Source organism: Glycomyces sp. NPDC049804 (assembly GCF_040674615.1).
GTDB classification, from domain to species: Bacteria; Actinomycetota; Actinomycetes; order Mycobacteriales; family Micromonosporaceae; genus Glycomyces; species Glycomyces niveus.
Genome location: NZ_JBFAMQ010000006.1, coordinates 305,652 through 318,158 on the forward strand (window position 1 = coordinate 305,652; position 12,507 = coordinate 318,158).

The following is a 12,507-nucleotide window of genomic DNA, read 5'->3' on the forward strand; positions in this document are numbered from 1 at the left end:
TCAGCTGAACAACCGCGACGCCAGGACCGCGGCCTGTGTGCGCCGCTCCAGGCCGAGCTTGCCGAGCACACGGGTCACATAGTTCTTCACGGTCTTCTCGGCCAGGTGCATCCGCTCGGCGATCTGCCGGTTGGTCAACCCGTCGCCGATGAGCTCGAGGATGCGCTGCTCCTGCTCGGAGAGCAGGTCCAGCTCGGGGGCCGTCGGCGGGCCGGTTCGCAGCCGCTCCAGCACCGCGCCGGTCATCCGGGCGTCCAGCAGCGACCCTCCGGCGGCGAGCGTGCGCACGCCCTCGACGAGGTCGTTGCCGCGCACCTGCTTGAGCAGGAATCCGGACGCCCCGGCCTCGATCGCGGCGAACAGCGTCGCGTCGTCCTCATACGAGGTCAGGATGACCACGGCGATGCCCGGGTCGGTTTCCTTGATCTTGCGGCACACGTCGACGCCGCTGCCGTCGGGCAGTTGCGCGTCCAGCACCGCCACGTCCGGCCGTGCCGCGGGGAAGCGCCGGACGGCTTCCGCCACGTCCGCGGCCTCGCCGACCACCTTGATGTCGCCGTCGCGCTCCAGTAGTTCGCACAGTCCCCGCCTGACCACCTCGTGGTCGTCGAGCAGGAACACCCTGATCGGTTCTCGGTCCATGCCCTCAAGTATCGGCGATCCGCGGCCGCGGACCATCCCCTGAGGTCCGCCATGCAAAGGACTAAAGGCCCTTCGGGGGCCACGGTTCCCACGGGACCGCCCGGACCCGCTCGCCCGACGCCTGCGCTGCGACCTTTCGGGGGCCGACTGCCGACGTTTCGGCCGTTAGCCCCCGGCGCGAGCGCCGATCGGCCCAAGCTGGACGGGCCGGTCTTGCATCGGATGAACCATGGGCACCACACCAAGGAGGACACCGCGATGGACACAACGACGCGCAGGTACGTGTACGCCTTCGCCGAAGGCGACAAAGACCAGCGGGACCTCCTCGGCGGCAAGGGCGCCGGGCTCGCCGAGATGACCAACCTCGGACTGCCGGTCCCTCCCGGATTCACCATCACCACCGATGCGTGCCGCCGCTACCTCGCCACCGGCGACGACCCCCCGGGCCTGCGCGAAGAGATCGACGAGCACCTGGCCCGCCTCGAGGCCGACCGCGGCAGACGCCTCGGCGACCCTGAAGACCCGCTGCTCGTCTCCGTCCGCTCAGGGGCGAAGTTCTCCATGCCCGGCATGATGGACACCGTCCTGGACATCGGCCTCAACGACGAGGCCGTGATCGGCCTGGCCGCCTCCGGCGGCGAACGCTTCGCCTGGGACTCCTACCGGCGCCTCATCCAGATGTTCGGCGCCACGGTCCTGGGCATCGAGTCCGAGGCGTTCACCAGCGCCCTGGACGACGCCAAGCGCCGAAGCGGAGCGCGGCGCGACATCGACCTGGACGCCGCGGCCCTGCGCGGCCTCGTGGACGACTACAAGCGGATCGTCAAAGCCGCCACCGGGGCCGACTTCCCGCAGGACCCGCGCGAGCAGCTGGACATGACCGTCCGCGCCGTCTTCGACTCCTGGAACACCGACCGCGCCCGCGTCTACCGCCGCAGCGAACGCATCCCCGAGGACCTCGGCACCGCCGTCAACGTCATGGCGATGGTCTACGGCAACCTCGGGCCCGACTCGGGGACCGGCGTCGCCTTCACCCGCGACCCCGCCACCGGCGCTCCCGGCGTCTACGGCGACTACCTCGCCAACGCCCAAGGCGAGGACGTCGTCGCCGGCGTGCGCAGCCCCGTGCCGCTCGCCCAGCTCGAGCACCTCGACCCCGCCGCCTACGCCGAACTGACGCGCATCATGGCCCTCCTCGAATCGCACTACCAAGACCTGTGCGACATCGAGTTCACCATCGAGCACGGCCGCTTGTGGATGCTGCAGACCCGCATCGGCAAGCGCACCGCCGCAGCCGCCTTCCGCATCGCCCTCCAACTGGTCGACGAAGGCCGCATCAGCGTCGAGGAAGCCCTCGGCCGCGTCTCCGGCGAGCAGCTGGCCAAACTGATGTTCTCCCAGTTCGACAGCGAGGCGAAGGCCGAGCCGATCGCCTCCGGCGTGCCCGCCTCGCCCGGAGCCGCGGTGGGCGCCGCCGTCTTCGACGCCGCCACCGCCGAACTGCACGAAGGCCCGACCATCCTGGTCAGGCGGGAGACGAGCCCGGACGACCTCCCCGGCATCATCGCCGCCGCCGGCGTCCTCACCAGCCGCGGCGGCAAGACCTCGCACGCCGCCGTCGTCGCCCGAGGCATGGGCAAGACCTGCGTCGTCGGCGCCGACGACCTCCAGATCGACTACGACCGCAAGCAGTTCACGACACCTGGCGGCGCCCTCGTGCGCGAAGGCGACATCCTCTCCATCGACGGCGCCACCGGAGCCGTGTTCGCCGGCGCGATCCCGGTCGTCCCGCCCCCGGTCGTGGAGTACTTCGAAGGCCGCCTCACCCCCGAGCAGCGTGACGCCGACCCCGTCGTCCAAGCCGTCGCCCGCATGATGGTCTACGCCGACGAACGCCGCCGCATGGGCGTCCACGCCAACGCCGACACGCCCGAAGACGCCTCCCGGGCCCGGCGCTTCGGCGCTGGCGGCATCGGCCTGTGCCGCACCGAGCACATGTTCCTCGGCGAGCGCCGCCGCCTGATCGAGCGGCTCGTCACGGCCGAGACCGAGGACGAACGCAGCAGCGCGCTCGCCGAACTCCTCCCGCTCCAGCTCGGGGACTTCACCGGCCTCCTCGCCGCCATGGACGGGCTGCCCGTCACGATCCGGCTCCTGGACCCGCCGCTGCACGAGTTTCTGCCCAACCTCACCGAGCTGTCGGTCAAGGTCGCGCTCGCCGAAGCGCGCGGCGAGCCCGACGAGGCCGACGTCCGGCTGCTGGCGGCCGTGCGCCGCCTCCACGAGCAGAACCCGATGCTCGGACTGCGCGGTGTGCGACTCGGCCTGGCCGTCCCTGGGCTGGTCGAGGTCCAGGTCCGCGCCATCGCGCTCGCGGCGACGGACCGCATCAGGGCCGGCGGTGACCCGCGGCCGGAGATCATGGTGCCGCTCGTCGGCGGAGTCGAAGAGTTCGATCTCATGCACGCCGGGATCCGGCGCGTTCTCGACGAGGTCGCCGAGGAGACCGGCATCGCCGTCGAGGCGGCGATCGGCACGATGATCGAGCTGCCCCGGGCCGCCCTGACGGCGGGGCGCATCGCCGAGAGTGCCGCGTTCTTCTCGTTCGGTACCAACGATCTCACGCAGACGACCTGGGGATTCTCCCGCGACGATGTCGAAGGCTCCTTCTTCCCGGTCTACTTCGCCAAGGGCGTCTTCGCCGACTCCCCGTTCGAGTCGCTCGACGAAGAGGGGGTCGGCCGCCTCGTCGAGCTCGCGGTCGCAGAGGGCAGGGCTGCCAACCGCGACCTCGCCATCGGCGTCTGCGGCGAGCACGGCGGCGACCCGTCCTCAGTCCGCTTCTTCGACCGCATCGGCCTCGACTACGTCTCCTGCTCGCCGTTCCGCGTCCCCATCGCCCGCCTCGAGGCCGGCCGGGCAGCCGTCGCCGCACAGCAGGAGGCCACCGACACGCGCTGATCCGCGCGGCACGGATCCCCGCTCGGGGATCCGGCCGGGCCCGGTTCCAGGTCCGGTCCCGGCCGAAGTTCATTCCTCGTCTTCAGAAAGGCGGTCGCATGCGAGCCGCGGTGATCTACGAATCGATGTTCGGCAACACGAGGGCCGTCGCCGAGACCCTCGCCGAGGAGCTCGCAAGGCACATGGAGGTCGAGCTCCACGAAGTCGGCGAGGCACCGGCGTCGATCGACGCCTCCATCGGCCTGGTGGTGCTCGGCGCCCCCACACACGGGTTCACGTTGAGCCGCCCGACTTCACGCCAAGAGGCTGCGGGCATGACGCCGGACCGACTGGTCTCCCCCGGTATCGGCATCCGGGAATGGCTCGAGGCGGCCGAAGCCGCGCCCGGCACGCGGGCGGTCGTCTTCGACACGCGGATCAGCCACGTGCCCGGGTGGGCCGCTCGAGCCGCAGCTCGCCGACTGCGCCGCAGCGGATTCACGATCTTCGCGCGCCCGGCGAGCTTCAAGGTCGAGAAGACCCTCGGTCCACTGGCACCGGGCGAACTCGACCGAGCCCGCTCCTGGGCGACCGAACTCGCATCGGCGGCGCTCTCGAATTGAATCGAGAGTGAAGCAGAGGAAGGACGCGCTCGCTGCCGGTGCGCGCTCGAACATTTGACGGCCTGCGGCCCGGAACCTTGGTACGGTCGACTCACGGAGCGGCGGACCCGCGGCGGCAGTGGAGACCGCATCCGCATTGGTCGTCTCGGAGGGGAAGCGGTGGAGAACGAGCGAGTCCCCGTCGAACTCGACCCGGAGGTCGCGCTCGGCCTGCTCGACCGTGCCGAGTTCGGCCGCGTCGCCTTTCTCGCCGACGACACCCCGACCATTAGGCCACTGAACCACGTCCTGCTCGACGGCCGGATCATCCTCTACACGCGACACACCTCAGCGCTCGGGAGGGCGGTGCGGCGCCGAGCAGGCCTGCAGGTGGCCTACCAGGTCGACGAAATCGAGCCGCGCACCCGGCTCGGATGGAGCGTGCTCGTCACAGGCACCGCCACCGACGTCTCCCGCGAACCGCATGCGACGCAGATCGGGCTGCAAGTCCAGTCCTGGATGAAACACCCACTGGACATGGTCATCGCCATCGAACCGCAGACGATCACGGGATTGCGGCTCACAGTGGGGAAGTGACCCGGCCGGCCGGCCGATGCGCGCACCGGTCGGCGCCGCACGAATGGCGACGCCCGTTGGAAGCCCGGTGGCGATCGGCGGTCACAGCCGCATGACGACCAGGGCGATGTCGTCGGGTGCGCCGCCCTCGACGCCGAGGTCGGCGAGTACCGCGTCGGCCAGGCGCTCGGGAGTGTTGGCGCTGTGGCGCGCCAACGACGCGACGAGGCGGTCGATGCCGACGTCGATGTCCTCGCCGTGACGTTCGATCAACCCGTCGCTGTAGAGCACGAGTGTGTCGCCGGAGGCGTAGGAATGCCCGGCTTGGGAGCGGGGGACGTGCAGGGGGAGCGCGCCCAGCGGCGGGTCGACGGCCTTGTTCAGCCGCTCGCAGTCGCCGTTCGGACGCACCAGGACCGGTGGCGGATGCCCGGCGTTGCTGTAGGTGATCAGGCTGCTGCGGGGATCGACCATCACCTTGACTGCGGTGGTGTTCAACGCCTCGTCGACCGAGCGGGAGTACAGGCTCACGACCTCCAGTGCCTGGGCGGGCCGCTCCACGGCGCGAATGGCGGCACTGAGCGCGCTCCGCAGCATGCCCATGACGGCGGCGGCCTCCAGACCGTGGCCCGCGACGTCGCCGACGGCCGCCGCGAAGCAGCCGTCGCTGAGGTCCACCAGGTCGTACCAATCCCCGCCCACGTTCAGCGACTCCGTGGCGGGCAGGTAGCGCACCGCGACGTTGGAGTGGTGGCGCAGGTCGGGGGAGCGCAGCATGGCTTCTTGGAGGGTCAGCGCGACCTGGCGCTCGCGTTTGTTGGCCAGCCGGAGCTCCTCGTTGACGCGCTGGAGCTCGAGTGCCCGAGCGTACAGCTCGGCCTCCAAGGCCTCCCGCTCGATTGAGGACCGACTGCCGGGGGCGTGGGCGCGGATGAACGCGGTGACATCCTCCACGCGGTGGATGATCCACCGAACCGTCCCGTCCGGGGCCAGGAGCGGCGTGTTGACGGGTGACCACCAGCGCTCCTCGAACTCGCCCGGCCGGTCCATGATGGGGATGTCGTACTTCTGGAGGGCCATCGTGTCGGGCTTGCGTGAGACGAGGACGCGATGGAGCGAGGCGTTCAGGTTCTGCACGCCGTCGGCCTCAGGGTCGTCCGGGTTCGGCGGGAAGGCGTCGAAGATGTGCTGTCCGATGAGGTCGTCGCGGGTGCGGCCGGTGGCCGCCAGATACGCCTGGTTGACCTCCACGATCACGAGGTCTGATCCCAGCACCAGGTAAGGGCTCGGCGTCGCCGCGAAAAGCGCCGCGTAGTCCATCTCGTCCAGCGCCGACTGCGGTGGCACCACATGCGTCCTATCCATGAGCCAGGACCTCTACCGCAACGGTACTCCGCCGGCGTGCGGAACGCTCAATCGCGTCCGGGGCCTCCAGCGAAGCGAGCCGATGGTCCGCACTCGGCCCTGTTGGGATGGCGGCGCTCGACTGGCCCGGGGACCGCGCGGCGCGGGCATTGCGGAGCCAGCGGTGCTGCTGCACCCGAGGGTCCAGCAGCACCGCGTCTGTTCGCTAGAACTGCTGGATCCGCAACGGGAACCTCACCAGCGAGGCGTCGCGGGCCGGGCTCCCCACCACCGAAAGGGCGGCCTTGCCCTTGAGCCCGTATCGCGCACGGTCGTCGGGGAAGCCGAACGGCTTTCCGGAGAGCTCGACCGGCAACTTCGACTTCAGCTTCAGCGGCTTGTCGGCATCCAGCCCGAATGCTCGCGGGTTGTCGATGGTGATGACGCACGCGAGCGTCAGCGTGTGCTGGAAGCGGGGCGACTGGGCGGACGCGCGCCGCAGCGCCGAGGATTCGCGCTCGGCCCCTTGGCGGGGCTCGACCGTGATGGCGATTTCGCCGCGGTCGTCGGCGGAAGAGAGCCGGAACTCCTTGATCTTCGTTCGCACGGCGGCCAGTTCGACCCCGTGCTCCTCGATCTCGAAGACGGCGCGGCCCTGGAGGGGGCCGGTGCGGAGCCGCTCGTTCGCGACGTTCAGTTCGATGCCCTTCGACATCAGTTCGGCCTCGATGGTCGCGCCGGGCGCCGGCAGTTTGGGCAGGACCCGCTCAGTGCGCTTGGCGGCCACGGCGACCCCCGCGACCGCCAGGCCCACGACCGCGCCCGCGGCCACACTTGCCGTCACATGGCGAACGGTCCTCGCCCGCTGCTGCTTCTTGGTGGTGATGATGGTCATCGGCTTGAAAGCCCCCTCCAGAGTTGGAAAATGACCTCCTGAGGCTAAGTCGCACCAACGCGGATATCCCGGAAAACTGGAAACCCGCAGAGGCCGCCCAGCAGGATCCCGACTGCAGAGGTCCGGCCGAGGCTGCGGCCCCCGCCTGGCCCGTCACCGCCTCCGCTCGCGACTCGTGGGCTCAGGGGTGCGCCGCAGTGAGTGGCATCTGTTTCCGCTGTTCCGTTCTCGCGAGCACTTCGATGACGGCCACGACCGCGGCGAGTGTCAGGGTGACCCACAGCGCCCCCGAGACGCCTCGGTGCGGCCACAGGATCAGCCAGACCAGCGCGAGTGCGACCGCTGCCCATTCCAAGGCCCGCCGGTTCCTGACCAGGAACGCCGGGACGGGGCCGAGCGGCAGACCGCTTCGGGCGAGGCCCGTGGCGGCGAGGTCGAGGAGCCCGGAGGCCGCCCGGCGGATCGCCGCGGCGCCGACGCCGGGGCCCGCGAGCCAGGCGGCAAGGGCGACGATGAGGGCCACGACGATGGCGGTCTGCGCTCCCGCGGTCAGGAAGCGGACCACGATGTCATAGACCGAAGCCACCGCTTCGGGCGAGCGGACCTCCTCAGGGAGGTTCGCGAGCGTGATCGTCCGCGCGACGGCCACCGCGATCAGCAGGACGAGCATGGCAGCGGCCAGCAGCACGGCCCCGATCAGGAGCGCCCGGCGCCGGTTCGGGGCGATGTAGACGCCTGCGAGCAGCAATGCGATCGCCGTCAGCGGCATCGCCCATGCGAGCACATCAAGCAGTTCGGCAGCGCCCTGCGCGTTCGCGAGACCGCGGACCTCGATGAGGGCGAACTGCACCGATACCGCGGGTATCCGTTCGGCGATCGTCAGGCCCCGGTCGACGAGCGCCGATTTGACCTGCTCGACGAGCGGTCCGAGGTCGATGTAGAGCGTGTCCCCCTGCACTTGGAGCGTCTCGGAGGTCTCCCCGCGCAAGATCGCGGCGACGGCCTCGTGGGCGGTGGTGTTGGCACTCGTCCACAGCTGCGCGAACCGGTCGCTGTAGACGACGGCGTGGACCTGGTCGGCCACGAACCCCTCGAGGGCCGAGGCGATCGGCGCGGCCAGCGCGTCCAGCCTTTCGGGGGCGCCGCGTGTCTGGATCGCGTCCATGGCCTGGTCGACGTAGGACTCGATGTCGAGCTTCTCGTTCACGGTGTCGGCGACACGGGCCGACACCGCCGCGCGGACGTCGTCGTCTTCCGCCAGCGGCGCCACCGTCGCCACGTAGCGGTCGGTGTCGAGCAGCTGGTCGCGCGCATAGACGACCACGATCGACAGCATCCCGATCAGCGCGGCCAGTACCAGCACCACCACGGCGCCGAGCCAGCGCGCGCCACGACGGCCGGATCTCGCATGCGGTTTGCGCGCCGCGACCTCGGCGCGCAGCCGCTCCAGCTCGGCACGCTCGCTCCGCGACAAAGGCTCATCGTCCACCGGCTCCCCCAACCGTTCGGGATTCGATGCCAACGTAGCGAACGCGAGGCCTGGTCGCAGCGACTTCGCGCGACGAATGCCGTATCGGAGTGAGAAAGCCGGCGCTGCGGGGGCGGAAGCGCGGTTTCTCGAAAGGCGCCTCGCGGTTTTGACATACCGGATTCTCGGGACAGGATGTCCCGCACCTGGAATGAGGGGGACGACATGTCGTTCTGGGATGTCTTCTGGCTGCTGCTGATCTGGCTGCCGCTGGTGATGATGTGGGTCTTCGCGCTGTTCGACGTCTTCCGCAGGGACGACCTCAAGGGCTGGCTCAAGGCCCTCTGGGTCGTGGTCGTGATCCTCCTGCCCTTCTTCGGCACGCTGATCTATCTCATCGCCCGCCCGGCCGGTGCGACCGCGGCCGAGCGGCAGGCGATCGATGAGGGCAGTCGCGCGTTCGTCGCGAAATACAGCCCGGACAACACCGCTGAGCAGCTGCGGGTGCTCGCCGATCTGCACGATCGCGGGAAACTCACCGAAGAGGAGTTTCAGACCGAGAAAGCGCGAGTGCTGCACCAGTCGGCGTAGTCACGCGGTTGCAGGACGCCCCGTACTAGTCGTCGTCGCGAATGACGAGGACCGGGCCGTGTCCGTGGGTGACGCAGTACTGGCTGACCGAGCCGATGGCCGTGCCTACCAGGCGGCCGTGTCCGCGGCTGCCGACCACGAGGAGGTCGGCGTGCTCGGACTGGTCGACCAGGACCCGGCCGGGGCGCCCTTCCGTGAGGAGGGCGGAGACGTGTACCCGGGGGTGTTCGAGTTCGGCTTCGTCGACCGCTTTCTCGAGGTCGCGTCGCATGGCTGCCACGTACTCGGTCGTCGTCATCACCGTCGAGTCGACTCCGGAGGAGAACGGGACCTGCCACGCGCGCACTGCGAGGACCGGCGCCCCCTTCAACTCGGCGTATGCCATCGCCCAGTCCAGCGCTCTGCGTGCCGGGGCCGATCCGTCGACGCCGACAACGATCGGGCGGCTCGAATGCAGGCGGTCTGACATTGCCCTCTCCTCAGGTTCCAGTCTTGTCGTCGCCGTGGCATGGACGGTCAGGTCATGGTGCGAACGCCGTGAAGAAGACCGGGAACGTCCCCAGCAACCCTAGTCCGATCAGGACCAGCGACACGGCCAGCGCCTTCCGCGATTCGACCTCCTGCTTCCGGTACGCCAGGTGCAGGACGCCCCAGACGACGAGCCACACGACGACGGTGACGGTGGTCTTGCCCGAGAGCGGGCCGACCGGACCGTAGAAGTCGAGGAAGTCCTTGACGGCCTCGTTGGCCTCGGCGCACGTGGTCAGGAGTCCGAGGGTGAAGGCGCCGATGCCGACCGCGAGGAGGGCGGCCTTGATGGGCCCCTCGGGCTTGTCGATGCGGCCCTCGAGCTCGGGGACCGGGGCGTCGGCGCCGTCCGGTTGCACGGTCATGGATCATTCTCCTAGACGACGGGCGCGCTCTTGGTGATGAGCGCGCCGAACAGCCCGGCGACCGCCGCGGCGGCGAACGCGAGCACGAACAGGACGAGCGTGGTCCGGCGCAGGCGGTCGTGGCGGATGAGGCCGGCGCCGTAGTAGAGGACGATGAACGCGACCGTCGTGGCCAGCAGCGGGCTCAGCCAGGCGATGTGCTCTTTCCACTCCATGCCGAACTCGTGCCAGTCCGCGGTCGCGGGGTCGGCCAGGAGCACCGACTTCGGGCTGTCGGGCGTCTCCTCCCGGTACCAGGGGTAGACGATCCAGGTCCCGGTGAGCACGGTGCCCCAGGCGGCGATCGCCATGGCGGTCGTTCCGATCTTGAGGCGCAGGGCCCGGGAGCGGATCCCGGCGGCGGTGAGCTGGTGCGGGCGCATCGCCCACAGGCCTTCGAGGCCTCCCGCGAACCCCAGCAGGAAGACCGCACCGAAGACCATGCCGTGGACCAGGGTCCAGAACTCATGGTTCGTGAAACTCAACGGTGGCTCCTATCGCCGTGCACCGCACGATTTCAGTACCGCGACCGTTCTGAAGGAACGACGGGGACGAATTTCCGCCTCCAATGAGGGCGAAGGTCCCGAATGGTCGTCTCAGCGGTGCAGTCCCGGCTTCGCACAGGCTGTTCGATAGTCCCGATCTCCAGAATATGCGCTCGGGATGGGTCAGTGTGGATTTGAGTCGAATAACAGCAATGGGGTGGGCACGATGATGAATTGGCAGGACGACCAGATGTCGGGCGGCGACTGGTGGTGGATGGGCTTCATGATGCTGTTCTGGGCCGCCGTCCTGGTGCTGTTCGTCTGGGCGGTGATCAGGATCAGCCGAGCGATCGAATCGCATCAGGAATCCGGTGCTCGAATGCCGACGTATCGGGAGACACCGCGCGAGACGCTCGACCGCCGCTACGCCGCGGGGGAGATCGACGCGGCGACCTACGACAAAGCGCGAGCCCGGCTCGAAGGCGGCAACCCGGACCTGCCTTGACCTCGCCGGGCCGGCAAGGCCCGCTGCAGGCGGGCCGGCCTTAGTCGTTCGCGCGCACCACCACGACTGGGCAGGCCGCATGCGCGACGCAGTGAAGACTGACCGAACCCAGGAACGTCCCGGCGAAGCCGCCGCGGCCCCTGCTGCCGACGACCAGGAGATCGGCCGTCTTGGAACGCTCGACCAGGACTTTCGGGGGATACCCCATCTCGGCTACGCGCTCCACGTCGAGGTTCTCCCGACCACTGAGTTCCCGGTCGACGGCCGCGTTCAGTGCTCGCTCGGCCGTCGCGGCGAAGTCCTCGCCGGGCAGCACCGCCACCGGCGCTCCATAGGAGGTCGGGATCTGCCACGCGTGGACCGCTTCGATCCTCGCGCCGGTTCGCTCGGCGTACCGCAGCGCCCAACGCAGCGCCCGAAGCGACGTCGGTGAGCCGTCGATACCGACCATGACGCGCTCGCGTTTTCCCTGTTCCATGCGGGCCTCCTTCTACAGGGCCTCTCCAGTCTCCTCCGGCCTTGCCGGCGGAGTAACGGTTTCGATCGGATCGAGTTCGGCGGTGCCGGGACTTCCCGGAGCTTCCCGCGGCGCGGGGCCGCACTGCGCCGGTCCGCGACCGGGCCTCCGGTCGCTACCTGGCGAGGTACCCGCCGTCGACGTACAGTTCGGAGCCGGTGATGAACGAGGCGTCGTCGCCGGCCAGGAACGCCACGCAAGCCGCGACTTCCTCGGGCCTGCCCAGGCGTCCGACCGGGGTGAGGTCGATCATCGCGGTCTCGTACTCGGTTCCTTTGGCGGCCTGCAGCATCGGGGTGTCGATGAAGCCGGGGTGCACCGAATTCACGCGCACCCCCTCCCTCGCCCAGTGCAGGGCCGCGTTCTTCGTCAGGATCCGCACCGCGCCTTTGGCGGCGTGGTACGCCGGCGAGGTTCCGAACCCGCCTGAGGCGCCGAAGATGGAGCTGATGTTGACGATCGAGCCGTGCCCTGACTGCTTGAGCGCTTCGGCCGCGGTCTTCATGCCGAGGAAGACGCCGGTCTGGTCGACGGCGATCGTGCGCTCCCAGTCGTCGGCGGTGGTCTCCTCGATGGTGGCGATATCGCCGATGCCAGCGTTGTTGACCAGGATGTCGAGACCGCCGAATTCGGTGAGGGCCCGCTCGACGCAGGACCGCCAAGAGGTTTCGTCGGCCACGTCATGGTGCTGGAAGACGGCGCGTGCGCCTTGTTCACGCAGGTTCGCGGCGATCGTCTCCCCGGGGGCGTCCTGGATGTCGGCCGCGACCACCGAGGCGCCCTCGGCGCTCAGTCGTTCGACGGTCGCCCGTCCGATGCCGCTCGCAGCGCCGGTCACCAGCGCGACCCGCCCCCGCAGCCGTTCAGTATCACGTTTCGGTGCTGCTTCCATCTACCCAGGGTGGCCCGCCGCCGGATTCCCGTCTCGGGAATCGGCCGATCCCGAGACGGTGAGCCCGCATGGATCTTCACCGCTATCGGGGTGGCCGCCCGGACGGCCGGGTTAGAGT

The 12,507-nt window shown here is 69.6% G+C and carries 14 protein-coding genes; 5 read left to right on the plus strand and 9 right to left on the minus strand.

Annotated features, from left to right (window positions below; all coding sequences use genetic code 11):
- Nucleotides 1–642, minus strand: coding sequence for a response regulator transcription factor (locus AB0K52_RS12510; RefSeq protein WP_363530294.1), 642 nt, complete (start codon nucleotides 640–642; stop codon nucleotides 1–3).
- Nucleotides 643–900: 258 nt separating this feature from the next.
- Here AB0K52_RS12510 and ppdK point away from each other — a divergent pair, with 258 nt between their 5' ends.
- The 3 genes from ppdK to AB0K52_RS12525 all read left to right on the plus strand — a co-directional run bounded on the left by ppdK (nucleotide 901) and on the right by AB0K52_RS12525 (nucleotide 4,781).
- The gene (ppdK, locus tag AB0K52_RS12515; RefSeq protein ID WP_363530297.1) at nucleotides 901–3,603 is read left to right on the plus strand and encodes a pyruvate, phosphate dikinase; all 2,703 of its coding nucleotides are present in this window, start codon (nucleotides 901–903) and stop codon (nucleotides 3,601–3,603) included.
- A gap of 98 nt (nucleotides 3,604–3,701) precedes the next feature.
- On the plus strand, nucleotides 3,702–4,205 hold the full coding sequence (locus AB0K52_RS12520; RefSeq protein WP_363530300.1) for a flavodoxin domain-containing protein: 504 nt from the start codon (nucleotides 3,702–3,704) through the stop codon (nucleotides 4,203–4,205).
- Between the two features lie 159 nt (nucleotides 4,206–4,364).
- On the plus strand, nucleotides 4,365–4,781 hold the full coding sequence (locus AB0K52_RS12525) for a pyridoxamine 5'-phosphate oxidase family protein (RefSeq protein WP_363530303.1): 417 nt from the start codon (nucleotides 4,365–4,367) through the stop codon (nucleotides 4,779–4,781).
- Between the two features lie 81 nt (nucleotides 4,782–4,862).
- On the opposite strand, the gene AB0K52_RS12530 is transcribed toward AB0K52_RS12525, so the two are convergent.
- The 3 genes from AB0K52_RS12530 to AB0K52_RS12540 all read right to left on the minus strand — a co-directional run bounded on the left by AB0K52_RS12530 (nucleotide 4,863) and on the right by AB0K52_RS12540 (nucleotide 8,488).
- Complete coding sequence (locus tag AB0K52_RS12530; RefSeq protein WP_363530580.1) at nucleotides 4,863–6,080, minus strand: SpoIIE family protein phosphatase; 1,218 nt, start codon at nucleotides 6,078–6,080, stop codon at nucleotides 4,863–4,865.
- 250 nt (nucleotides 6,081–6,330) lie between these two features.
- Nucleotides 6,331–6,999 carry a hypothetical protein gene (locus tag AB0K52_RS12535; RefSeq protein WP_363530306.1) on the minus strand — a complete coding sequence of 223 codons (669 nt, stop codon included), beginning with the start codon at nucleotides 6,997–6,999 and terminating at the stop codon, nucleotides 6,331–6,333.
- A 181-nt stretch (nucleotides 7,000–7,180) separates the two neighbouring features.
- Entirely contained in the window at nucleotides 7,181–8,488 is a 1,308-nt protein-coding gene (locus AB0K52_RS12540; protein ID WP_363530309.1) for a hypothetical protein, read from the minus strand.
- 204 nt (nucleotides 8,489–8,692) lie between these two features.
- Here AB0K52_RS12540 and AB0K52_RS12545 point away from each other — a divergent pair, with 204 nt between their 5' ends.
- A complete protein-coding gene (locus tag AB0K52_RS12545) occupies nucleotides 8,693–9,058 on the plus strand; it encodes an SHOCT domain-containing protein (RefSeq protein ID WP_363530312.1) in 366 nt (121 codons plus the stop codon).
- A gap of 25 nt (nucleotides 9,059–9,083) precedes the next feature.
- Here AB0K52_RS12545 and AB0K52_RS12550 read toward each other — a convergent pair whose 3' ends face one another.
- The 3 genes from AB0K52_RS12550 to AB0K52_RS12560 are packed head-to-tail and all read right to left on the minus strand — an operon-like array spanning nucleotide 9,084 to nucleotide 10,475.
- The gene (locus AB0K52_RS12550) at nucleotides 9,084–9,527 is read right to left on the minus strand and encodes a universal stress protein (protein ID WP_363530315.1); all 444 of its coding nucleotides are present in this window, start codon (nucleotides 9,525–9,527) and stop codon (nucleotides 9,084–9,086) included.
- 52 nt (nucleotides 9,528–9,579) lie between these two features.
- Nucleotides 9,580–9,951: a hypothetical protein gene (locus AB0K52_RS12555; protein WP_363530318.1), complete on the minus strand. Its 372-nt coding sequence runs from the start codon at nucleotides 9,949–9,951 to the stop codon at nucleotides 9,580–9,582.
- A gap of 11 nt (nucleotides 9,952–9,962) precedes the next feature.
- Complete coding sequence (locus tag AB0K52_RS12560) at nucleotides 9,963–10,475, minus strand: hypothetical protein (protein ID WP_363530320.1); 513 nt, start codon at nucleotides 10,473–10,475, stop codon at nucleotides 9,963–9,965.
- A gap of 217 nt (nucleotides 10,476–10,692) precedes the next feature.
- Here AB0K52_RS12560 and AB0K52_RS12565 point away from each other — a divergent pair, with 217 nt between their 5' ends.
- Entirely contained in the window at nucleotides 10,693–10,980 is a 288-nt protein-coding gene (locus AB0K52_RS12565) for a hypothetical protein (RefSeq protein ID WP_363530323.1), read from the plus strand.
- Between the two features lie 40 nt (nucleotides 10,981–11,020).
- On the opposite strand, the gene AB0K52_RS12570 is transcribed toward AB0K52_RS12565, so the two are convergent.
- Nucleotides 11,021–11,458, minus strand: coding sequence for a universal stress protein (locus AB0K52_RS12570; RefSeq protein ID WP_363530326.1), 438 nt, complete (start codon nucleotides 11,456–11,458; stop codon nucleotides 11,021–11,023).
- 154 nt (nucleotides 11,459–11,612) lie between these two features.
- Nucleotides 11,613–12,389 (minus strand): glucose 1-dehydrogenase, encoded by a 777-nt coding sequence (locus AB0K52_RS12575; RefSeq protein WP_363530329.1) that lies wholly within the window; start codon nucleotides 12,387–12,389, stop codon nucleotides 11,613–11,615.
- Between the last annotated feature and the right edge of the window lie 118 nt (nucleotides 12,390–12,507).